The sequence below is a fragment of the Pseudoxanthomonas sp. CCNWLY206-1 genome (assembly GCF_039710385.1).
Classification (GTDB): Bacteria; Pseudomonadota; Gammaproteobacteria; order Xanthomonadales; family Xanthomonadaceae; genus Pseudoxanthomonas_A.
In genome coordinates this window covers 120,315-141,272 of record NZ_JBDKXI010000002.1, presented here as the reverse complement: position 1 = coordinate 141,272, position 20,958 = coordinate 120,315, and the positions used below count along the sequence as shown (strand labels likewise).

At 62.2% G+C, this 20,958-nt stretch carries 13 protein-coding genes, 1 tRNA gene and 1 pseudogene; 10 read left to right on the top strand and 5 right to left on the bottom strand.

Going from position 1 to position 20,958, the window contains the following annotated elements:
- The first annotated feature begins 21 nt into the window (after window positions 1-21).
- A complete protein-coding gene (locus AADW18_RS04820) occupies window positions 22-717 on the top strand; it encodes an AIM24 family protein (RefSeq protein WP_337342237.1) in 696 nt (231 codons plus the stop codon).
- Window positions 718-791: 74 nt separating this feature from the next.
- Here the strand turns inward: AADW18_RS04820 and tsf are convergent, their stop codons facing one another.
- The gene (gene tsf / locus AADW18_RS04815) at window positions 792-1,670 is read right to left on the bottom strand and encodes a translation elongation factor Ts (protein WP_337342236.1); all 879 of its coding nucleotides are present in this window, start codon (window positions 1,668-1,670) and stop codon (window positions 792-794) included.
- 130 nt (window positions 1,671-1,800) lie between these two features.
- Window positions 1,801-2,610, bottom strand: coding sequence for a 30S ribosomal protein S2 (rpsB, locus tag AADW18_RS04810; RefSeq protein ID WP_337342235.1), 810 nt, complete (start codon window positions 2,608-2,610; stop codon window positions 1,801-1,803).
- 355 nt (window positions 2,611-2,965) lie between these two features.
- Between rpsB and map the strand changes: the two genes are divergently transcribed.
- The 6 genes and pseudogenes from map (at window position 2,966) to asnB (ending at window position 10,860) form a co-directional block, all read left to right on the top strand.
- On the top strand, window positions 2,966-3,742 hold the full coding sequence (map, locus tag AADW18_RS04805; protein WP_337342234.1) for a type I methionyl aminopeptidase: 777 nt from the start codon (window positions 2,966-2,968) through the stop codon (window positions 3,740-3,742).
- A gap of 35 nt (window positions 3,743-3,777) precedes the next feature.
- Window positions 3,778-6,381 carry a [protein-PII] uridylyltransferase gene (glnD, locus tag AADW18_RS04800; RefSeq protein ID WP_337342723.1) on the top strand — a complete coding sequence of 868 codons (2,604 nt, stop codon included), beginning with the start codon at window positions 3,778-3,780 and terminating at the stop codon, window positions 6,379-6,381.
- Window positions 6,382-6,427: 46 nt separating this feature from the next.
- A pseudogene (dapD, locus tag AADW18_RS04795) lies at window positions 6,428-7,264 on the top strand (2,3,4,5-tetrahydropyridine-2,6-dicarboxylate N-succinyltransferase); the annotation flags it as partial.
- A 61-nt stretch (window positions 7,265-7,325) separates the two neighbouring features.
- On the top strand, window positions 7,326-7,685 hold the full coding sequence (locus AADW18_RS04790) for a Spx/MgsR family RNA polymerase-binding regulatory protein (protein WP_337342233.1): 360 nt from the start codon (window positions 7,326-7,328) through the stop codon (window positions 7,683-7,685).
- On the top strand, window positions 7,682-8,815 hold the full coding sequence (dapE, locus tag AADW18_RS04785) for a succinyl-diaminopimelate desuccinylase (RefSeq protein WP_337342232.1): 1,134 nt from the start codon (window positions 7,682-7,684) through the stop codon (window positions 8,813-8,815). The genes AADW18_RS04790 and dapE overlap by 4 nt, the downstream gene beginning before the upstream one ends.
- Window positions 8,816-9,171: 356 nt before the next feature.
- Window positions 9,172-10,860: an asparagine synthase B gene (gene asnB / locus AADW18_RS04780; protein ID WP_337342231.1), complete on the top strand. Its 1,689-nt coding sequence runs from the start codon at window positions 9,172-9,174 to the stop codon at window positions 10,858-10,860.
- Window positions 10,861-11,105: 245 nt separating this feature from the next.
- Here the strand turns inward: asnB and AADW18_RS04775 are convergent, their stop codons facing one another.
- Window positions 11,106-13,520, bottom strand: coding sequence for a penicillin acylase family protein (locus tag AADW18_RS04775; RefSeq protein WP_337342230.1), 2,415 nt, complete (start codon window positions 13,518-13,520; stop codon window positions 11,106-11,108).
- 156 nt (window positions 13,521-13,676) lie between these two features.
- Here AADW18_RS04775 and bfr point away from each other — a divergent pair, with 156 nt between their 5' ends.
- On the top strand, window positions 13,677-14,162 hold the full coding sequence (gene bfr / locus AADW18_RS04770) for a bacterioferritin (RefSeq protein WP_337342229.1): 486 nt from the start codon (window positions 13,677-13,679) through the stop codon (window positions 14,160-14,162).
- Window positions 14,163-14,872: 710 nt separating this feature from the next.
- Here the strand turns inward: bfr and parC are convergent.
- Both parC and AADW18_RS04760 read right to left on the bottom strand, forming a co-directional pair.
- Window positions 14,873-17,116: a DNA topoisomerase IV subunit A gene (gene parC / locus AADW18_RS04765; protein WP_337342228.1), complete on the bottom strand. Its 2,244-nt coding sequence runs from the start codon at window positions 17,114-17,116 to the stop codon at window positions 14,873-14,875.
- 157 nt (window positions 17,117-17,273) lie between these two features.
- A tRNA-Leu gene (locus tag AADW18_RS04760) sits at window positions 17,274-17,360 on the bottom strand.
- Window positions 17,361-17,600: 240 nt separating this feature from the next.
- Here AADW18_RS04760 and rnr point away from each other — a divergent pair.
- Together rnr and rlmB are read left to right on the top strand one after the other, a co-directional pair.
- A complete protein-coding gene (rnr, locus tag AADW18_RS04755; protein ID WP_337342722.1) occupies window positions 17,601-19,943 on the top strand; it encodes a ribonuclease R in 2,343 nt (780 codons plus the stop codon).
- A 128-nt stretch (window positions 19,944-20,071) separates the two neighbouring features.
- Window positions 20,072-20,815, top strand: a complete 744-nt coding sequence (gene rlmB, locus AADW18_RS04750; protein WP_337342227.1) for a 23S rRNA (guanosine(2251)-2'-O)-methyltransferase RlmB — start codon at window positions 20,072-20,074, stop codon at window positions 20,813-20,815.
- Window positions 20,816-20,958: the final 143 nt, after the last annotated feature.

Sequence of the window (20,958 nt, the reverse complement as noted above, 5' to 3'; positions counted from 1 at the left end):
CTCCACCATCGGAAAGCGGATATGGCCATACGAACACTGCAGGAATTCCTCGCTTCATCGAAAGAAAAGGATGTCGGGGGCGACGCCTTCGAACTGGAAAGCCCCCATATGCTGGAGGTGCGCCTCAAAGGCCTGGTGTGGGCCAAGGCCGGTGCCATGGTGGCGCGCACCGGCAACGTCAAGTTCACCCGCCAGGGAGTGCTGGAGCAAGGCCTGGGCAATCTGCTGAAGAAAGCGATCAGCGGCGAAGGCATGCAGTTGATGAAGATGGAAGGCAACGGCCGCGTATACCTGGCCGATGCAGGCAAGAAGGTCACGCTGTTGCGCTTGGATGGCGAAGCGATCTTCGTCAACGGCAATGATGTGCTGGCCATCGAGTCAGGCATAGAAAGCAAGATCACCATGATGCGCAAAGCGGCCGGCATGATGTCAGGCGGCCTGTTCAATGTCCGCCTGAGCGGGCACGGCATCGTCGCCATCAGCTCGCACTATGAGCCGTTGACGTTGCCGGTTTCGGCCGCGTCCGGTCCGGTGTTCACCGATCCCAATGCCACCGTGGCCTGGTCAGGCGGGCTGACGCCGGAAATCGTCACTGATATTTCGTTCGGCACCTTGCTGGGGCGTGGCTCAGGCGAGAGCATCCAGCTGCGGTTTGCCGGCGAAGGTTGGGTGGTGGTCCAGCCTTACGAGGAAGTGGTGTTCCAGGCCAAGGAATAACTGCGCCGGATTGCAGAAATAAAAAAAGCCGCGGATTCCCGCGGCTTTTTTTTAGAACAGGGAAGCGATGGAGCTTACGCCAGACCGGCCTGCTTCATCACTTCGGCAGCGTAGTCTTCCACGACCTTCTCGATGCCTTCGCCCACGGCCAGGCGCTGGCTGCTGACCACTTCGGCGCCGGCGGCCTTCAGTACGGCTTCCACCGTCTGATTGGTGTCCAGCACGTACGGCTGGCCGTACAGGGTGACTTCGTTGACGATCTTGGCGATCTTGCCGCTGATGATCTTCTCCAGGATGTCGGCCGGCTTGTTCTTGTCCTTGTCGGACATCTTGGCCAGTTCGATTTCCTTTTCCTTGGCCACGAAATCGGCCGGAACGTCGGAAGCCTTGATGTGCGGCGGGTTCATGGCCGCCACGTGCATGGCCAGGCCGCGAGCCAGTTCGGCGTCGCCGCCCTTGACTTCGATCAGCACGCCGATCTTGCCGCCGTGCACGTAGGCAGCGACGTTGTTGGTGCTGTTTACGGTGGCCATGCGACGGATCTGGATGTTCTCGCCCAGCTTGGCGATAGCGGCGGCGCGGGCTTCCTCGACGGTTTCACCGGAAGGCAGCTTGGCGGCTTTCAGTGCTTCGACGTCTGTGGAGCCAGAGGCGAGGGCAGCCTGGGCAACGGCCTCCGTGAAGGCCAGGAAGTTCTCGTCCTTGGCCACGAAGTCTGTTTCGGAATTGATTTCCACCAGCACGGCCTTGCCGCCGTTCTGGGCAACCGCGATGCGGCCTTCGGCGGCCACGCGGCCGGCCTTCTTGTCGGCCTTGGCCAAGCCGGACTTGCGCAGCCACTCGGCCGCGACGTCGATGTCGCCGTTGTTCTCGGTGAGCGCCTTCTTGCACTCCATCATGCCGGCGCCGGTGCGCTCGCGCAGTTCCTTGACCAGGGAAGCAGTGATTTCCACGGGAATTACCTCATTGTGCGGTGTAGGGCGGGTCTTGACCCGCCAACTTGAAATAGCGGCGGGTCAAGACCCGCCCTACATCTGGATGATGAGCCGCCGCGCAGCATGGCGCGGCGGCATTGCAAGCCGATTACTCGGCAGCCGGTGCGGCTTCGTCAGCCTTCTTGGCGGGAGCCTTCTTGGCAGGTGCGCGGCGCGCGCCCTTGTCTTCGCCAGCTTCGGTGAACTCTTCTTCGCGTACTACGGCAGCATTCGGCGATGCGGCCTTGCCTTCCAGCACGGCGTCGGCAGCGGCGCGGGCATACAGCTGCACCGCACGGATGGCGTCGTCGTTGCCCGGGATGGGGTAATCCACCAGGGCCGGGTCGTAGTTGGAGTCGACCACCGCGATCACCGGAATGCCGAGCTTCTTGGCTTCCTTGATGGCGATGTCTTCATGGCCGATGTCGATGACGAACAGCGCGTCCGGCAGGCGGTTCATTTCCTTGATGCCGCCCAGCGAGGCTTCCAGCTTGTCGCGTTCGCGACGCAGGCTCAGCACTTCGTGCTTGACCAGCTTCTCGAAGGTACCGTCGGTTTCGGCGGCTTCCAGTTCCTTCAAGCGGGCGACCGACTTCTTCACGGTGGCGAAGTTGGTCAGCGTGCCGCCCAGCCAGCGCTGGGTCATGTACGGCTGGCCGCAGCGGATCGCTTCTTCCTTGATCGGATCGCGCGCGCTGCGCTTGGTGCCGATGAACAGCATGGTGCCGCGCTTCTGGGCCACGCCCGAGATGAAGTTCATCGCGTCGTTGAACAGCGGAACGGTCTTCTCGAGGTTGATGATGTGGATCTTGCCGCGGGCGCCGAAAATGTACGGAGCCATCTTCGGGTTCCAGTAACGGGTCTGGTGGCCGAAATGGACGCCGGCTTCCAGCATCTGGCGCATGGTGACTTGGGGCATTGCTTTGAACTCCTGAAAAGGAACCGACCGCCGATCATTTAATGAGTTAGGGCGGTTTGCCGGTGAGGGCGTGGTTCCGGGGTTGGGCCTCCCTGCGGCTTCCGTGACCGAACCTCCGAATTCAGAGGCACCCCGGCACGGGTTGTGGCAGCAGGTGTGGATTCGTCGGTGTCGTCCGACGTGAACGGCTGGTAGGGAGGGCCCGACCAATCCGCGGAATTATAGCCCCGGGATGGTGGCGGCCGCAAATTTCCACGAAATGGATCTGATATCCGGGCATGCCTCGGGCTTGCATCTTGAGGCCAGAACCCCACGTTGCGGGCCTTGAGGACGTGAAATAGGCGATAATCCCGTCATGGCAATCACTCTTAAAACTCCCGAAGACCTGGAAAAGATGCGCGTCGCCGGCCGCTTGGCCGCCGAGGTGCTGCAGGTCGTAGCGCCCCACGTGAAGCCGGGCGCCACCACCGCCGAACTGGACCGTATCTGCCACGATCACATCGTCAACGTGCAGAAGGCGATTCCCGCCAACGTGGGTTATCGCGGCTTCCCGGCCACGGTCTGTACGTCGGTCAACAACGTCATCTGCCACGGCATTCCCAGCGAGGGCAAGGTGCTGAAGGACGGCGACATCGTCAATATCGACGTCACCGTGATCAAGGATGGCTGGCACGGCGACACCAGCCGTATGTACTACGTCGGCACCCCCTCCGTCATGGCCAAGCGGCTGGTGGAAACCACCCGCGAGGCGATGTTCCGCGGTATCCGCGCGGTCAAGCCGGGCGCGACCCTGGGAGATGTGGGCCATGCGATCCAGCAATTCGCCGAATCCCAGCGCTTCAGCGTGGTGCGCGAGTACTGCGGCCACGGCATCGGCCAGGTCTATCACGACGAACCGCAAGTACTGCACTACGGCCGACCGGGTGAAGGCATGCTGTTGAAGCCGGGCATGACCTTCACCATCGAGCCGATGATCAATGAGGGCGCCCGCCATACCAAGGTGCTGCCGGACGGTTGGACCGTGGTCACCAAGGATCGCAAGCTGTCGGCGCAGTGGGAGCACACCGTGGCGGTAACCGAGGACGGAGTCGAGATACTGACCCGCGTGCCCGGCGACGACAACGACCTGTGAACACCTCCGTAGCCGCGAACGGTTCCGCGCCGCGGCTGCCCGACATCGGCCCGTCGGCGGCGGATGACCCTGCGTGGTCCGCGGCGGCGCGCGTTTCGCTGGCGCATACGGACGCCCGCCTGGAAAAGCGATTCGACCAGAATGACAGCATGGACCGGCTGCTGGCATTGCGTGCGCGCGCCGTCGACCATCTTTTGAAGGACGCATGGACGCGCTGCGTTCCGGATGACGCGCCGATGGCGTTGTTCGCGGTAGGCGGCTATGGACGCGGCGAACTGTTTCCGCAGTCGGATGTCGATCTGCTGGTACTCGCGGAAGCCGACGCGCAGCAAACCCATCATGATTCGCTGGCGCGTTTTTTCGCCGTGCTTTGGGATGCGGGGCTGCCGATCAGCCATGCAGTGCGATCGGCCGATGAATGCACCGCCGCCACTGCCGCCGAACAAACGGTCTTGACCGCTTTGATCGAAGCGCGACCATTGGTCGCCGACGCGCAGGACGAAGCCGCACTGATCGATGCCATCGCCGCGGCACGGATCTGGCCGCCGCGTGATTTCTTTGTCGCCAAGCGCGAAGAATTGCGCATCCGGCATGCGCGTTTTGGCGACACCTCCGACAATCTGGAACCCAACATCAAGGACGGCCCCGGCGGCCTGCGCGATCTGCATACGCTGGGTTGGATGGCATTGCGCGCCTTTGGCGTGCGCGATCTTGAACCGCTGGTAGGCATGGGTCACCTGGGCCCGGACGAAGCTGCCGCGTTGTCGCGCGAACGCAGCGCATTGGGCCGCTTGCGCTACGGTTTGCATCTGGTTGCAGGCCGGCCGGAAGAGCGCCTGCGGTTCGATTACCAGAAGACCCTGGCCGAACGCCTCGGCTTCGCCGACGACGCGGAGAACCTGGGCGTCGAGAAAATGATGCAGGGTTTCTACCGCAGCGCCGCCATCGTGCGCCGGATCAGCGATCGCCTGCTGCAACGTTTCGAAGAACAGTTCGACGGCGAGGCCTTGCCCGAGCCGCTGGACGAAGCCTTCGCACTTCGCCGCGGCTATTTGGCGGCGCGCGACCCGGGTTGGCCGAACGCTGACGTCTCGCAGGTCTTCGCTCTTTTCGCCATGTGGGCGGCGCATCCGCAGGTGCGCGGATTGCACTCGCGCACCGCGCGCGCACTGGCGGAGTCGCTGCTGAAGCTGCCCTCATTCGAAGTGGCTACCGCCGTGCAGCGCGGCGCGTTCATGGCGTTGCTGCGTGGTCCACGTGCCGTGGAAACGCTGACACGCATGGCCCGTCTTGGCGTGCTGGGCCAATGGATACCGGCGTTCGCGCGGGTGTCCGGCCGCATGCAGTTCGATCTATTCCACGTGTACACCGTCGATCAGCACACGCTGATGGTGTTGCGCAATATCGCGGCCTTCGCGTCCGGACGAGCGGACGAGCGTTTCTCCATCGCTCATGAGGTCTGGCCGCGTCTGCGCAAACCGGAATTGCTGCTATTGGCCGGTTTATTCCACGACATAGCCAAGGGCCGCGGCGGCGACCATTCGGAACTGGGTGCGGTCGATGCGCGTGAGTTCTGCACGGCCCATGGCTTGAGCGAGTCGGACAACGAACTGGTGGCGTGGTTGGTCGAACAGCATCTGCGCATGTCGGTCACCGCGCAGAAGCAGGACATTTCCGACCCGGAAGTCATCCGTGCCTTCGCTGCGTTGGTGAAAGACCGCGAACGCCTGGACTACTTGTACTTGTTGACCTGCGCCGACATCGCAGGCACCAGCCCCAAGCTCTGGAACGCGTGGAAAGACCGGCTGCTAGCCGATCTCTACTTCGCAGCACGTCGGGTGTTGCGTGAAGGGCTGGAGCATCCCGTCGCGGTGGGCGAACGCCTGGCCGAAGCACGCGATGCGGTAAAGGCATTGCTGAAGATCCAAGGCGTGGATGCCGCCAAAGCGGACGCTTTGTTCACCGCCATGCCGGACGAAAGCTTCCTGCGTTTCCGCCCGGAACAACTTGCCTGGCAGGCGACCGCCATTCGCGGCGCCGAGGCCGGTGAAACGCGCGTCCGCGCGCGACATATCGGCGACGATGCGAACGCGATGGAGGTGTTCGTGTATTCGCCAGACCGCGACGGACTGTTCGCGGCCATCCTGGCCACGCTGGACAGGAAAGGTTTCGCCATCCATCAGGCGCGCGTGCTGGTAGGCCCCAACGCGACCATCTTCGATACCTTCGAGGTATTGCCCACTGACAGCTATGCGCCACGCGTGCCCGCGGAAATCGAACAATCGTTGAGTGACGCTCTGGATGGCCCGCTGGATCGTGTCCGTACATCGCGCCGCGCAATACCCCGGCAACTCAAGCATTTTCGCTTCGCACCGCGCATCGAATTTGGTGCCACTCCGGATGGACGCCGCACCGTGTTGAGCCTGGTTGCGCCCGACCGGCCGGGTCTCTTGTCGGACGTGGCGCAAGTGCTGCGCGGCATGCGCCTGCGTGTGCACGATGCGCGTATCGCCACCTTCGGTGAACGAGCCGAAGACATTTTCCAGATTACCGATGAGCGCGACCTGCCGATCATCGACGAAGCCCAACAGCAGGCTTTGCAGATCGCATTGCGCGCCAGCCTAGACAACCCCACCTGATCAGGAATAAGGATTGATGACCGAGCAAACCACGCCCACCGAGCCGTTGAAGTCCGAGCTGTTGAAGCCCGCTATCGAAAGCGCTTTCGAGCGCCGAGCCGAGCTGACGCCGGATGAAACCGAAGTCACTGTCCGGCCAGCGGTGGAGCAGGTGATCGGAGGCCTGGAGAGCGGAGCATTCCGCGTCGCGGAGCCGGATGGGCAGGGTGGCTGGAAGGTCAACGAATGGTTGAAGAAGGCGGTGCTGCTGTATTTCCGCGTCAACGACATGGCCGTGATCGAAGCGCAGCCTGCACCATTCTGGGACAAGATCCCGGCCCGTTTCGAAGGTTATGGCGAGGCTGAGTTCCGCAAGGCGGGCGTCCGTGTGGTGCCCGGTGCGGTGGCGCGGCGTGGCACGTACTTCGGCAAGGACGTCGTACTGATGCCCAGCTTCGTCAACATCGGTGCGTATGTTGGCGAAGGCACCATGGTGGATACGTGGGCGACGGTGGGATCCTGCGCGCAGATCGGCAAGCACTGTCATCTGTCCGGCGGCGCGGGTATCGGCGGTGTGTTGGAGCCGCTGCAGGCATCACCGACCATCATCGAAGACCATTGCTTCATCGGCGCACGGTCGGAGGTAGTGGAAGGCGTGGTGGTCGGCCATCACAGCGTGATTGGCATGGGCGTGTTCCTGGGCCAGTCCACTCGCATCTATAACCGCGCCACTGGTGAAATCAGCTACGGCTACGTGCCGCCAGGCAGCGTGGTGGTGTCCGGATCACTGCCATCCGCCGACGGCAAGTATTCGTTGTACTGCGCCGTCATCGTGAAGCAGGTAGATGAGAAGACGCGCAGCAAGACCAGCGTCAACGAACTGCTGCGCGGGTTGGCGGATTAGGATCTTCCTCGTCATCCCCCGTCTTCGCGGGATGACGGCGATAGGAAAAAGAAAAGTAGATATGACCACCCTCTACGGCCTGAAGAACTGCGACACCTGCAAGAAAGCCACCAAGTGGCTGGACCGGTTCGGTGTCGAACATGATTTCATCGACTACCGCGACAACAGACAGACACCCGAGACGCTGTCAGCCTGGGCGCTGCATGCGGGTGGTTGGGACGCTTTGATCAACAAATCCTCCACCACCTGGCGCCAGTTGCCCGAGAACCGCAAGACGCCCGGCTCGGATGCGGAGTGGAAGTTGCTGTTGAAGGAATATCCTCAATTGATCCGGCGTCCGGTAGTGATCACGGGTGACGATCGGTTTTCACAGGGCTTCAGCGACAATGGTTTCAAGAAACTGTTTGGAGTGGGCGCATGAGCGATGTCGTTGAGCTGTCCAGCGAACTACTACGCCGCCATTCCATTACCCCGGACGATGCAGGCTGCCAGCAAGTGATCGCCAAACGCTTGCAGCAGGCGGGATTCCAATGCGAGCACCTGCGTTTCGGCGACGTCGACAATCTCTGGGCCACGCACGGCAATGGTGCGCCGGTGCTGGTATTGCTGGGACATACCGACGTGGTGCCACCGGGACCATTGCATGCCTGGACCAGCGACCCATTCGTACCGACAGTGCGCGACGGTGTGTTGTACGGGCGGGGCACCGCCGATATGAAATGCAGCGTGGCCGCCTGCACGATCGCATTGGAGCGGTTCGTCGATGCGCATCCGGATCATCCGGGCACAGTGGCATTGCTGGTCACCTCGGACGAAGAAGGCGATGCGCTCGACGGCGTGAAGCTGGTTGCGGAGGCATTTCGCGAGCGAGGCCAGCGCATCGACTGGTGCATTACCGGTGAGCCTTCATCGAAGGAAAAACTTGGCGATCTGTTGCGTGTCGGACGCCGCGGCACGCTGACCGGTACGCTGCATGTTCGTGGTGTGCAAGGCCACGTGGCGTATCCGCACAAGGCGCTCAACCCCATCCACAAGGCCATACCTGCGCTGGGCGAGCTGGTTACCCGCCAATGGGACGAGGGCTACGAAACATTTCCTCCCACCAGCTTGCAGATTTCCAACCTCCATTCCGGTACCGGCGCCAGCAATGTCATCCCCGGGGAGCTGCACGTGGTGTTCAACCTGCGCTTCAATCCCAGCTGGCAGGCCGAGCAATTGGAAAAAGAGATCGAGGCGATCTTCGACAAGCACGGCCTCGACTACACCGTGGCCTGGCACCGCGGCGGCGAGCCCTTCTACACGCCGGAGGGCCATCTGCGCGCGACCGCACGGCAGGTGCTGGCCGAACTCTCCGGGTCGCCTCCGGAAGAGAGCACTGCCGGCGGCACGTCCGACGCGCGCTTCATCGCGCCCCTGGGCGCCGAGTGCATCGAAGTAGGGCCGGTCAATGCCAGCATCCACAAGGTGGACGAAAACATTGCCATTGCCGATCTGGAGGCGCTTCCGGGGCTGTATCAGGCATTGGTTCAGCGCCTGCTGATCGTTCCCTGAGAGACACTTGCCAATTCGGAAGTCGCGCACCGGTTCGTTGCATAAGAAACTAAGCGGCGGGTTTCGTCTGTAGGTCGCACATGCGCAGAAAGTGCTTGCCAGCCGCCCAGGAAACCGGTTAGGTTCACCCCCATGCTCCGTTTTCCCGCCGATGCTCTGATTAATTCGAACCGCCGCAATAATGCGCGTGCGAATAATCGTGCGCGGCCGATGCGGGTCTGCGACTAGGCAAGAAGTAACCAGCCGAGCGATCAGAAAAACCCGCATCCACGATGCGGGTTTTTTGTTTCTGGGCCGGAAGCGCGATATCAAGACCGAACCACGACCAATCCATCATTCTCAGGAGCTATCCCCACATGTGTTCCATTTTCGGCATCTTCGGCCTGCAATCCGGCGACGATCTAAGAACCCTGCGACGGCAGGCGCTGGAGCTTTCCCAGCGGCAACGCCATCGCGGTCCCGATTGGAGCGGAGTCTATATCGATGATGCCGCCATCCTGGTGCATGAGCGTCTGGCTATCGTCGACCCGGCCGGCGGCTCGCAGCCGCTGCGCTCGGCCGATGGCGAACTGGTGCTGGCCGTCAACGGCGAAATCTACAACCACCGCGAGTTGAAGAAAGAGCTGGCGCAGCCTTATGCCTTTCAGACTGGCTCGGATTGCGAAGTAATCAATGCGCTGTACCGCGAAGACACGCCGGACTCCTTTCTCAACCGGCTCAACGGTATTTTCGCGTTCGCACTCTGGGATGCCGCGAAGCAGCGCTTCCTGATCGCGCGCGATCCGATGGGTGTTTGCCCGTTGTACTGGGGGCACGACCGCGAAGGGCGCCTATGCGTTGCTTCCGAAATGAAAGCCCTGGCGAGTTTATGCGCCGACGTATCGCAGTTTCCACCTGGGCATTACTACGACAGCAGCACGCGTGAACTGAAGCAGTACTACCGTAAAGCCTGGCGCGATTACGCGGCCGTGCAGGACGTCGAGGTAAGCAAGCAGGAATTGCGCGAAGCATTCGAACGTGCCGTGCATCGGCAGCTGATGACCGACGTGCCGTATGGCGTCTTGTTGTCGGGGGGGCTGGATTCGTCACTGGTCGCGGCCGTTGCCGCACGCTTCGCCCGCAAGCGCGTGGAGGACGACGATACTTCCGAGGCCTGGTGGCCGCGCCTGCATTCCTTCGCCATCGGCCTGAAAGGCTCGCCCGATCTGGCTGCTGCCGCCATCGCCGCCGAGTCGCTGGGCACGGTGCACCACGGTTTTGAGTACACGTTCGAAGAAGGGCTGGATGCCTTGCCGGAAGTGATTCGCCATATCGAGACCTACGACGTCACCACGATCCGTGCATCCACGCCGATGTACCTGTTGGCGCGTCGCATCAAGGCGATGGGAGTGAAGATGGTGTTGTCCGGCGAAGGTTCGGACGAAATCTTCGGTGGTTATCTGTATTTCCACAAAGCGCCGAATGCGCGTGAATTCCATGAGGAACTCGTGCGCAAACTGGACGCGCTCTACAACTACGATTGCCTGCGAGCCAACAAGTCGATGATGGCCTGGGGCGTGGAGCCACGGGTGCCGTTCCTGGATGTGGAGTTCCTGGATGTCGCGATGAAGATGGATGCGCAGGAAAAGATGATCGACAAGAGCCGCGGCGGGAAAAGAGGCATCGAGAAAGCCGTGCTGCGCGAGGCCTTCGAAGGCTATCTGCCCGATTCCATCCTTTGGCGGCAGAAAGAGCAGTTCAGCGACGGCGTGGGCTACGGCTGGATCGATGGCCTGAAAGCGCACGCTGAAGCCCAGGTCAGCGACCGCGAACTGGCGGCCGCCGACAAGCGTTTCCCGATCAATCCGCCACTGACCAAGGAAGCGTATTACTACCGTAGCTTGTTCGAGCAGTTCTATCCCGGGCAGGCGTGTGCGGAAACGGTGCCCGGCGGCAAGTCGATCGCATGCTCGTCACCGGCGGCAATCGCCTGGGATGCGAGTTTCGCCGCGGCAGCGGATCCATCTGGCCGCGCGATAGCGGGTGTACATAACGCAGCGTTGTAAGCGGTACATACATGTAGGAGCGGCGTCCCGCCGCGAGCTCTTCGCGTCAGATCGCGATAGCAATGAAGAGCCCGCGGCGTCCCGCCGCTCCGCGCCTCGATAGCCCTTCGGTGTGCGAGATCATGAGCGCGCCGCAGCGCGTGCAGATGGTGAACAGTCGGGCTTCAGTCGTCCTTGGCTTTTACCGCGATGCGGCGGGAAGAGCTCGCGGCGGGACGCCGCTCCTACCAAGAGCGATGTCGGGCTTACGGTTTCAGCGTCAACACGTACTCCGCCTTGCCCGGCAGGAAAGGCGTCGGCCGGGCATGCACCCAATCGTCATGGCCTGCGCCCCAGAACGGCGACAGCGGATGACCGCTCTGGCCGCCAGGCATATGCAGGATGCCGTCGGCCTCGTGACCAGGCGACACCACCATTCGTTCCGACGCGCCGAATGCCGGTCCCTGCACGCGTGGCATGGCGCCATCGCCAGCCAGCGGCTCCGAAGGCATGCACAACGTGCTTCTTAGAAAATCGGGCAGAGCGTTGGATAACGGATGGCAGATCTTTGCCGTATTGCGTTCGCCCCAAGTGCGCTGTTCCAGCGGGTCATGTTCCATCAGTTCGTCGCGAACTTCCTTGGCGGCATCCTCCAGCAGCGCGTCCCAGGTGGGATAACGGCGCGACAGCAGGTGTTCGGGGCGTTGTTGCAGCAGCGGCCATACCACGCCTTCCAACTGCGGCAAATCAGGCATGACGAACCCGTCGCCAAGCGCCGCCTGCGCGGGCGCGGTCAGGCCGTCGGCGATGCGCGCGTGCACGGCTAACCGCCATGCACGAACCAGGCGGAAGCTCACCGATTCGGTGCTGGCCCGACCCTCCCACTTGTGGCCAGCGGTCGCCAGCGCGCGCACAGCGGTCGCATCGCCATTCTTCTTAGCCTGGTCCTGTAGCAGCTGCCACCACCGTTTCAGGAATACCGCACGGTCGTCCAGTTGAATGGCGAGCAGTTCTTTCTCGGCGAACTGGTTTTTCGCGAAGAGCCCATCGCGGATCTGCTTCGCGCGCGCACCCAGGGCGTAGCCGCCGTCACCCAGCACGCTCAATCCGGCGTCGTCGACGACCCGCGCATTGGCGGTCCACAGGCGGTGCTGGCTGGGCCGCCGCAGTACCGGCGATACATCAGTGGAGATGCTCCACTGATAGCAAGACTCGCGCCGGATGCTGGAGAGCGCTGTGGCGGCGTCCTCCCCTTGAGCGGAAGCGATCGCCGACAGAGGCGGGTTTCTGGCGCAACGGCCGGAGCGCACCGGCAGCGGGCCGAGAATGCGCCAGGCGATTTCGCCATTGCGGTCGCCGATCACCAGGTTCTGGGCGGGTATCGCGGTGCGTTCGGCCACAGCCAGCGCGGAGCCCAGATCGCTGGCATTCGCCAGATCCGCCAGTTCGAAGTTGAGAGCGCCGGGCAGGTGCGCCGTCCAGCGCAGGGCGAGTGCAGGCATATCGCCCAAGCGCTCATGCAAGATCGGACCGTAAGCGGTTTCCACCACCTCGAAAGGCACTGCATCGGCGCCCGCGACGCCGATGGTTTCCGCGTGACGCGTCACACGGTCGCAGGTATCCGCTGCTACATCTTCATTTACGCAGGGGCGCACGGGGTACCAGTCAGCGGTATCGGCATAACTGTTGGTGAAACCCCAGGCCACGTGCCCATTGCTGCCGACGATCACCGCCGGCAGGCCGGGCAGGGTAACGCCGGAAACATCCACCTGGCCGCCGGGCGCGCGTGCATCCGGGTAGCGCAGGCGCGCACGGAACCAGATGTTCGGCGCGCGCAACCCCAGGTGCATGTCGTCGGCCACGATGGCGCGCCCGTCCTTGGTCAGCGCACCAGCGACCGCCCAGTTGTTGCTTCCAGGCGTGCCTTTGTCCGCCAGGCTGCGGTGCGTATCGGATTTCGGCATCGGCAGTTTGCGTAGATCCACTTGCTCCAATGCCGGCAGCTTGGCGTTGCCGCGCGGTTGGCCGAACATCGGCGCATCCCATTCAGTGCCGTCATGTACCAGCAGACTGGCCAAGGCGGGCGGGACGTGCTGGCGGATTTTCCACAGCGCCAACTCCCGGGTGTTCTCCGAATCCTGTAGATCGAAGTACATCGCATAGCCGGTTAGCGCTGAATCCACCACGTCCCATCGCCGCGGGGGTTGCTGGAGCAACAGGTAGGGCCAGGGACGTGTACGCAAATCGTCCAACCCTGCATTGACGCCGTCTGCATAGGCCTGCAATTGCGGCATCTTCTCGCCGGTGAAGTCCTGCAGTTGCTGGGTCACGCGTGCGCGGAGGCGATGCACACGGCGCTTTTTGTCCAGGTCGACGGCGATAGGGCCGAACAACTCCGCAAGTTCACCAGCTGAGGTGCGGCGCATCAGGTCCATTTCGAAATAGCGCTCCTGCGCGTGCACGTATCCCAATGCGCGCAGGGCGTCGGCCTCGTTGGCGGCATCTATGGTCACTACGCCATTGGAATCACGCTGGATCGTGACCGCTCCGTTCAGCCCCGGCAACGTGGTTTCGCCGTCCAGCGATGGCAGGCTGCCGCGCAACAGCAGCGTCACTGCCACCACGAGGATAGCGATCAACAGCAAGAGCACCCACAGCAGGCGCTTGATCCAGATGAACATGCACGTATCCATAGCCGGGCGCGAAGGCCGCCTGGCGCGAATTATTCCACGAAGTCGTGACGCTCCGGTTTGCCAATACAACTGAGATTGATTCTGATTAGGTCATCCCGGATGGGAGTAGGGCACCATGCAGGCCCCGCTACCAAAGTTGCCGCTATGAAAGGCCATCCCGAAGTCATCGAATACCTGAAGCAGCTGCTGCGCGGCGAGCTGGCTGCGCGCGATCAGTACTTCATCCATTCGCGTCGGTATGACGATCTGGGGATACCGGCCTTATACGCGCGCATCGACCACGAAATGCAGGAAGAAACCGAGCATGCCGATGCGCTGTTGCGACGCATCCTGTTTCTGGAAGGCGACCCGGACATGAGCCCGACGCCGTTTCGCGCGGGACATACCGTCGAAGAGATGCTGCAGCGGGACCTGGAGGTGGAGTATGAAGTCCGCGCGAACCTGGCCAAGGGCATCGCGCTTTGCGAACAGCACAGCGATTTCGTCAGCCGCGACATCCTGCTGACCCAGCTCAAGGACACCGAGGAGGACCACGCGCACTGGCTGGAGCAGCAGCTCAGCCTGATAAAGCGACTGGGTATGGAGAATTACCTGACGGCAAAAATCGCAGGGAAATCGGGCCCGACGTGAGCGCATCGCGCGCCGCGTGGCGCGCAGCTAAAAGGGAAGGAGAACCCGCGGCAGCGCGTCCAAGTACGCTGACTACGAGATCTTCCGCACACCTGTGAAAGGTTCGTCATCCCGGCACACGCCGGCACCCAGTGACTTGCACTCCTGGTAGCGAAAAGTCGCCAGGTCCCGGTCTGAAAGAAAACGATGTAGAAGCGCCGTCCCGGCGCGAGCTTTTGATTTAACGGGACGGTAGGGGGAGAGCTCGCGGCGGGACGCCGCTCCTACAACAGCAAAGTCAGAAGCAAAAAAATCGCTCATGACCGTAGGAGCGCCGTCTCTGCGCGAGCTCTCGCTTCTAAGATTCCTACAAAACAATTCGGCATCGCCCGATGCCGGACGACGGCTGAGTGGCACATCTTTCCGGCGACGTGCGCCGGGATGACGATGGATCCAATGTTGAGTGACTATTCGATACGAACACTCTAGTGCTTCCCTATCGATTTCCTATTCTCAATTCTCGAAATCCCGGAAGGCGAGCTACTGAGAATCCGCGGCTCCATAGCGTGTGACTGATGAGGTCACAAACGCGCCACAGCGCGTCCGGATGGTGAACTACCGGATATCCAGCTACTGAATATCCAGCCCGTCCACCTTCTGCCGCGCCACCATAACGCGTGGCTGAGAGGATCCCGAACGCGCCGCAGCGCGCCCAGATGGCGAATACCCGACTACTGGATATCCAGCCCGTCCACCTTCTGCCACCCCCTAGGCAACAATCCCCCCCGACTCGCCCGCGCCCCCACATACGCATCCAGGTCCTTGAACGACAGCGACATGGTGCGCTGACCGCTCTTCACCAACAGCGTATTTCCGGGCGATACCGATGCAATGGCGACTACGTGCTCGGTTCCCAGCTTGGCTTTCGGAATCTCGATGATCTTGTTGCCTTTGCCCTTGTCGAGTTCCGGCAAGTCGCTGATGGGGAAAGCCAGCAGGTGGCCGGCGCTGGTCACCGCCACGATGCGATCGGCATCGGTGCGGGTCACCTGTGCCGGCTGCAGCACCTTGGCGCCGGGGGTCAGGTTCAGCATGGTCTTGCCGGCTTTCTGGCGGCTGGTCAGGTTCTCGAAGCGGGTGACGAAACCATAGCCGTGCGAGGAAGCCAGTACGAAACGCGCATCGTTGTCGCCACTGACCGCCGCCTGGAACGACGCGCCGGCGGCGGGCGAGAAGCGTCCCGTCAAAGGTTCGCCATTGCCGCGGGCCGATGGCAACGTGTGCACGGCGGTGGAGTAGCTGCGGCCCTCCGAATCCAGGAATGCGACTTGTTGCGTACTGCGGCTGCGTACGGCGGCCAGCAAGCCATCACCTTCGCGATACGACAGCGTGGCGGCATCCACATCGTGGCCCTTCGCGGCGCGTACCCAGCCTTTTTCCGACACCACCACGGTCATCGGTTCGCTGGCGACCAGTTCGGTCTCGTCCAGCGCCTGCGCGGCGCCGCGCTCCACCAGTGGCGAGCGGCGCGCGTCGCCGAACTTCTTGGCGTCGGCGGTCAGTTCGTCCTTGATCAGCTTTTTCAGTTTGGTCTTGGAATCCAATATGGCGATCAGCTTTTCACGTTCGGCGGCCAGTTCATCCTGTTCGCCGCGGATCTTCATTTCCTCCAGGCGCGCCAGCTGCTTCAGCCTGGTGTCCAGGATGTAGTCGGCCTGCTCTTCGCTCAGCTTGAAGCGGGCGATCAATGCCGGCTTGGGTTCGTCCTCGCTGCGAATGATGCGGATCACTTCATCCAGGTTGAGGAAAGCCACCAGCAAGCCTTCCAACAGGTGCAGGCGTCGCTCCACCTTGTCCAGGCGATGCTTCAGGCGGCGCGTCACCGTATCGGTGCGGAACACCAGCCATTCGGCCAACAGTGCCTTGAGGTTCTTGACCTGCGGCCGCCCATCCAGGCCGATGATATTCAGGTTGATGCGATAGCTTTTTTCCAGGTCGGTGGTGGCGAACAGATGGCCCATCAGCTGTTCGGCATCCACGCGGTTGGAGCGCGGAATCAGCACCACCCGCACCGGGTTGGCATGGTCGGATTCGTCGCGGATATCTTCCAGCCAGGGCAGCTTCTTCGCGCGCATCTGCATGGCGATCTGCTCGATCACCTTGGATGGCGACACCTGGTAGGGCAAGGCGTTGATGACGATGTTGCTGTTTTCCTTCAGGAACGTAGCGCGCGCCCGCACGCTGCCGTTGCCGGTCTGGTACATGTTGAGCAGATCCGCCGCCGGCGTGATGATCTCGGCCGTGGTCGGATAGTCCGGTCCGCGCACGTGTTCGCACAGGTCGGCGACGGTGGCGTTCGGGTCGTCCAGCAGCCGGATGCAAGCGCTGACGATCTCATTGAGATTATGCGGCGGCACGTCCGTCGCCATGCCCACGGCAATGCCGGTGGTGCCGTTGAGCAGCAAGTGCGGTAGCCGTGATGGGAGCCAGGTTGGCTCTTCCAGGGTGCCGTCGAAATTGGGTGTCCAATCCGCGGTGCCCTGAGCGAGCTCGCCAAGCAAAACCTCTGCGATGGGCGTCAACTTGGATTCGGTGTAGCGCATGGCCGCGAACGATTTCGGATCGTCAGGCGAACCGAAGTTGCCCTGGCCTTCGATCAGCGGATAGCGGTACGAGAACGGCTGCGCCATCAGCACCAGCGCTTCGTAGCACGCGCTGTCGCCGTGCGGATGGAACTTACCGATCACGTCGCCCACGGTGCGCGCCGATTTCTTCGGCTTGGCTCCGGCGTTGAGGCCCAGCTCGCTCATCGAATAGATGATGCGGCGTTGTACCGGCTTCAGCCCATCGCCGATGAAAGGCAATGCGCGGTCCAGCACCACGTACATCGAGTAGTCGAGATAGGCGCGTTCGGCGTACTCGCGCAGCGGTATCTGCTCAAAGCCGTGGAAAGTGGGGCGGATGGTTTCGGTCATCAGAAGACGTTTCGTTCACAGTGGAATCCTGTCGGCAATTCTACCTGCCGCGTTCTCAAACACTGCGCCGGGGCGTAACACCGGAAACAAAAAACCCCGCCAAAGCGGGGTTTTTAATCATCCAGTGAATCCATGGTGGCCTTCACGATCTATCAGATGGTGCCCAGAAGAGGACTCGAACCTCCACGAAGTTGCCCCCGCTAGCACCTGAAGCTAGTGCGTCTACCAATTCCGCCACCTGGGCAGGTGCGGGGCGCATTTTGAGAGTTGCACGGATGATTGTCAACGCTTTTGCACGTGGCAGTGTTCAGGCCGGGTGTACCATGCCCGCATGACTACAAAACCAACCAAAGGTTCCGGCAAATCCGGCGCCGGCAAGACCCCGCCAGGTGCGGACACCCGCTCCAACCCTAAGAGCAAAGCCACCAAGCAGGGCAAGCCCGGCAAACCTGGAGCAGCGCCCAAGTCGAAGCTGCCGCCGTGGATGCCTGATCTGCCCGCCACCAAACCGGCACGCGGAAACCGCTCTGCCACACCCCGCGGCGCGGCGCCGCGTCAGGCCTCGCCACGCGGCGGCGCATTCACCGATCCGTATGCCTCGCGCGAAGCCGAGCGCTACGCCGATCCCATCGCCAGCCGTGAAGCAATCCTCGCCACACTGGAAATTTCCGAGGGCCCGCAGACCGCGGAAGATTTGGCGGCAAAGCTTGATCTGACCGCGCCCGACCGCTTTGAAGCCTTGAACAAGCGCCTGGGTGCAATGGTGCGCGACGGCCAACTGGTGCAGAACCGCCGTGGCGGCTTTGCGCCCGTTCAACATACCGACCTGATTGCCGGCGTGGTGATCGCCAATCCGGATGGCTTCGGCTTCCTGCGCCCGGAGGCGGGCGGCGACGATTTGTTCCTGCCGCCGTACGAGATGCGCAAGGTCATGCACGGAGACCGTGCGTTGGCCAACGTTACCGGGGTGGACCGCCGCGGTCGTCGTGAGGGCAGCATCGCGCGCGTGCTGGAACGCGGGCTGTCGCGCCTGATCGGCCGCTTCAGCTTCGAGGCCGGCATCGCCTACCTGGTGCCGGACGACAAGCGCATACAGCGCAACGTGCAGATTCCGCCGGACGCCACGGGCGGCGCGCGTGATGGCCAACTGGTGGTCTGTGAACTGACCATGCCGCCAGATACCCGGCGCCCTCCGATCGGCAAGATCATCGCGGTGCTCGGTGACAAGCTGACCCCATCGCTGGTGGTGGAAGCGGCCATCCATGGCCACGAGATACCGCACGAGTTCCCGCAGGAAGTGCTGGACCAGGCCGCCGCGGTGCCGCTGGTCGTTGAAGAAAACATGATTGCTGGGCGCGTTGATCTGCGCGACCTGCCGCTGGTCACGATCGACGGCGCCGACGCCAAGGATTTCGACGACGCGGTGTATTGCGAAAGCAATCGCCAAGGCTTCCGAGTGAAGAACCGCCAGGGTTATCGCCTGGTGGTCGCCATCGCGGATGTCTCGCACTACGTGAAACCCGGCACGCCGTTGGACGACGAAGCGCAGAAGCGCGCCACCTCGGTGTACTTCCCCGGCTTCGTGGTGCCGATGCTGCCGGAGACGCTTTCCAACGGCATCTGCTCGCTGAATCCGCAGGTGGACCGCGTGTGTTTCGTCTGCGACATGCAGGTGAACAACGAAGGCGAAGTCGTCCAGTCCAAGTTCTACGAAGCGGTGATGCGCTCGCACGCGCGCCTGACCTACGATCAGGTATGGAAAGCGGTAGGCGAGAACGACGCCGAAACGCGTGAAGCCATCGGCAAGCAGTTGCCGCAGGTCGATCGCCTGTATGAGCTCTATCAATTGCTGGCCAAAGCGCGGGAAAAGCGCGGTGCGATCGAGTTCGAGACCTCGGAAGTGCGCTTCGTGCTGGACAACCGGGGTGAAGTCACTCAGGCCGGCATGATGCCGCGCAACGATGCGCACAAGTTGATTGAAGAATGCATGATCGCGGCGAATGTGGAAGCAGCCAAGTATCTGCTCGCAGCGAACATTCCGGCGCCTTACCGCGTGCATGATCGGCCGCCGGAGTCCAAGTACGCCGACCTGCTGGAGTTCCTGAAGGAATTCAAGCTGAGCATGCCGCCGTGGAGCAAGGTGCAGCCACGCGATTTCACGCAGCTGCTGAAGAAAATCCGCGAACGTCCCGATGTCGCGTTACTGGAGTCGGTCGTGCTGCGCAGCCAGAGCCTGGCCGTGTATACGCCCGACAACATCGGCCACTTCGGCTTGGCGCTGGAATCCTATGCGCACTTCACTTCGCCGATCCGCCGTTATCCTGATCTGCTGGTGCACCGCGCCATCAAGCATGTGCTGGCGGGCGGCAAGCCGCAGAATGCGCCATATGCGCAACATCAGATGGCGGCACTGGCGCTGCAATGTTCGGAACGCGCCCGGCGCGCCGATGAGGCCGAGCGAGAAGTGGACGAACGCTACCGCGCCGCATGGATGGAACAGCACGTCGGCGGCCAGTTCGATGGTGTGATCAGTGGGGTGACCAGTTTCGGGTTATTTGTCGAACTGGATCAATCCAAGGTCAACGGGCTGGTGCACGTGACCCAGCTGCCACACGATTACTACCACTTTGATCCTATCCGCAAGACATTGTCGGGCGAACGCCGCGGCATGCAGTTCCGCCTGGGCGACCGGGTGCGAATCGTCGTGCTGAAAGCCAGCCTCGAAGAACGCAAGATCGACTTCAAGCTGGTGAACGAGAAGGAAGTCGAAGTCGCCGAACTGCCGCCACGCGGACAACCGGTCAAGCGCAAGAAGCAGAAGTACTGATACACCCATTCCGTAGGAGCGCCGTCCAGGCGCGAGCTTTTTCTGTCAGATCGCGATAGAAGCGAAGAGCTCGCGGCCGGGAGGCCGCTCCTACAAAAACCTTTCGTCCATCTTTCATAAGTCCCCTAATGAGCAAACAAAGCCAGTGGATCGTCGGCGTCAACGCGGTGGCATCGGCCATCGAAAACGATGCCGAGAACGTGCGTGAAGTCTTGGTGGAAGGCGGCAGCAAGAATGCGCGCCTGACCGAAATCGAAGAGAACGCGCGCCGCAAAGGTATCGAGGTGCGCCGGGTCACCGGGCAGGCATTGGATGGCGTCGGTGGCTCCGTGCGGCACCAGGGCGTCGCCGCCCGCTATGCCGCTGCCAGGACGTGGGACGAAAACGAACTTCAAGGACTGGTGGAGGCCGCCGAAGGCAAGGCGTTGCTGCTGGTGCTGGATGGTGTACAGGATCCGCATAACCTGGGCGCCTGCCTGCGCAGTGCGGCTGCGGCGGGCGTAACGGCCGTGGTGATTCCCAAGGACAAGTCAGCCACCCTCAATGCCACTGTTCGCAAGACCTCGGCGGGCGCGGCGGACCGGATTCCGGTGGTGTCGGTTACCAATCTTTCGCGCTGCCTGCGCGATCTGCAGCAGTTGGGCGTGTGGATATATGGTTTGGCAGGCGAAGCCGACGCTTCGCTGTATTCCATCGACCTGCGCGGCAACGTGGCGCTGGTGCTGGGTGGCGAAGCCGACGGCTTGCGTCGGCTGACGCGAGAACATTGCGACGGATTGGTCAAGATTCCGATGCCCGGCGATATCGAAAGCCTCAATGTCTCGGTTGCTGCTGGCGTCACTTTGTTCGAAGCGGTGCGGCAGCGGCAATAGCCTGGCAGAGAAGTTGTACTGTCCCTGTGGGAGTGGTGCCGGCATGCCGGCACCACTCCCACAACGACGGCACTTACCCGCGACAACGCGGGCCCGCCGGACTCGATATTGTTTAGCTGAGTAGCTGCACGTATATAGACAAA

Coding starts and splice junctions, on each gene's coding strand:
- AADW18_RS04775 (WP_337342230.1), bottom strand. CDS start 13,520: ATGTTCATCTGGATCAAGCGCCTGCTGTGGGTGCTCTTGCTGTTGATC.
- rlmB (WP_337342227.1), top strand. CDS start 20,072: ATGAGCAAACAAAGCCAGTGGATCGTCGGCGTCAACGCGGTGGCATCG.
- rpsB (WP_337342235.1), bottom strand. CDS start 2,610: ATGCCCCAAGTCACCATGCGCCAGATGCTGGAAGCCGGCGTCCATTTC.
- asnB (WP_337342231.1), top strand. CDS start 9,172: ATGTGTTCCATTTTCGGCATCTTCGGCCTGCAATCCGGCGACGATCTA.
- rnr (WP_337342722.1), top strand. CDS start 17,601: ATGCCTGATCTGCCCGCCACCAAACCGGCACGCGGAAACCGCTCTGCC.
- map (WP_337342234.1), top strand. CDS start 2,966: ATGGCAATCACTCTTAAAACTCCCGAAGACCTGGAAAAGATGCGCGTC.
- AADW18_RS04790 (WP_337342233.1), top strand. CDS start 7,326: ATGACCACCCTCTACGGCCTGAAGAACTGCGACACCTGCAAGAAAGCC.
- parC (WP_337342228.1), bottom strand. CDS start 17,116: ATGACCGAAACCATCCGCCCCACTTTCCACGGCTTTGAGCAGATACCG.
- bfr (WP_337342229.1), top strand. CDS start 13,677: ATGAAAGGCCATCCCGAAGTCATCGAATACCTGAAGCAGCTGCTGCGC.
- dapE (WP_337342232.1), top strand. CDS start 7,682: ATGAGCGATGTCGTTGAGCTGTCCAGCGAACTACTACGCCGCCATTCC.
- AADW18_RS04820 (WP_337342237.1), top strand. CDS start 22: ATGGCCATACGAACACTGCAGGAATTCCTCGCTTCATCGAAAGAAAAG.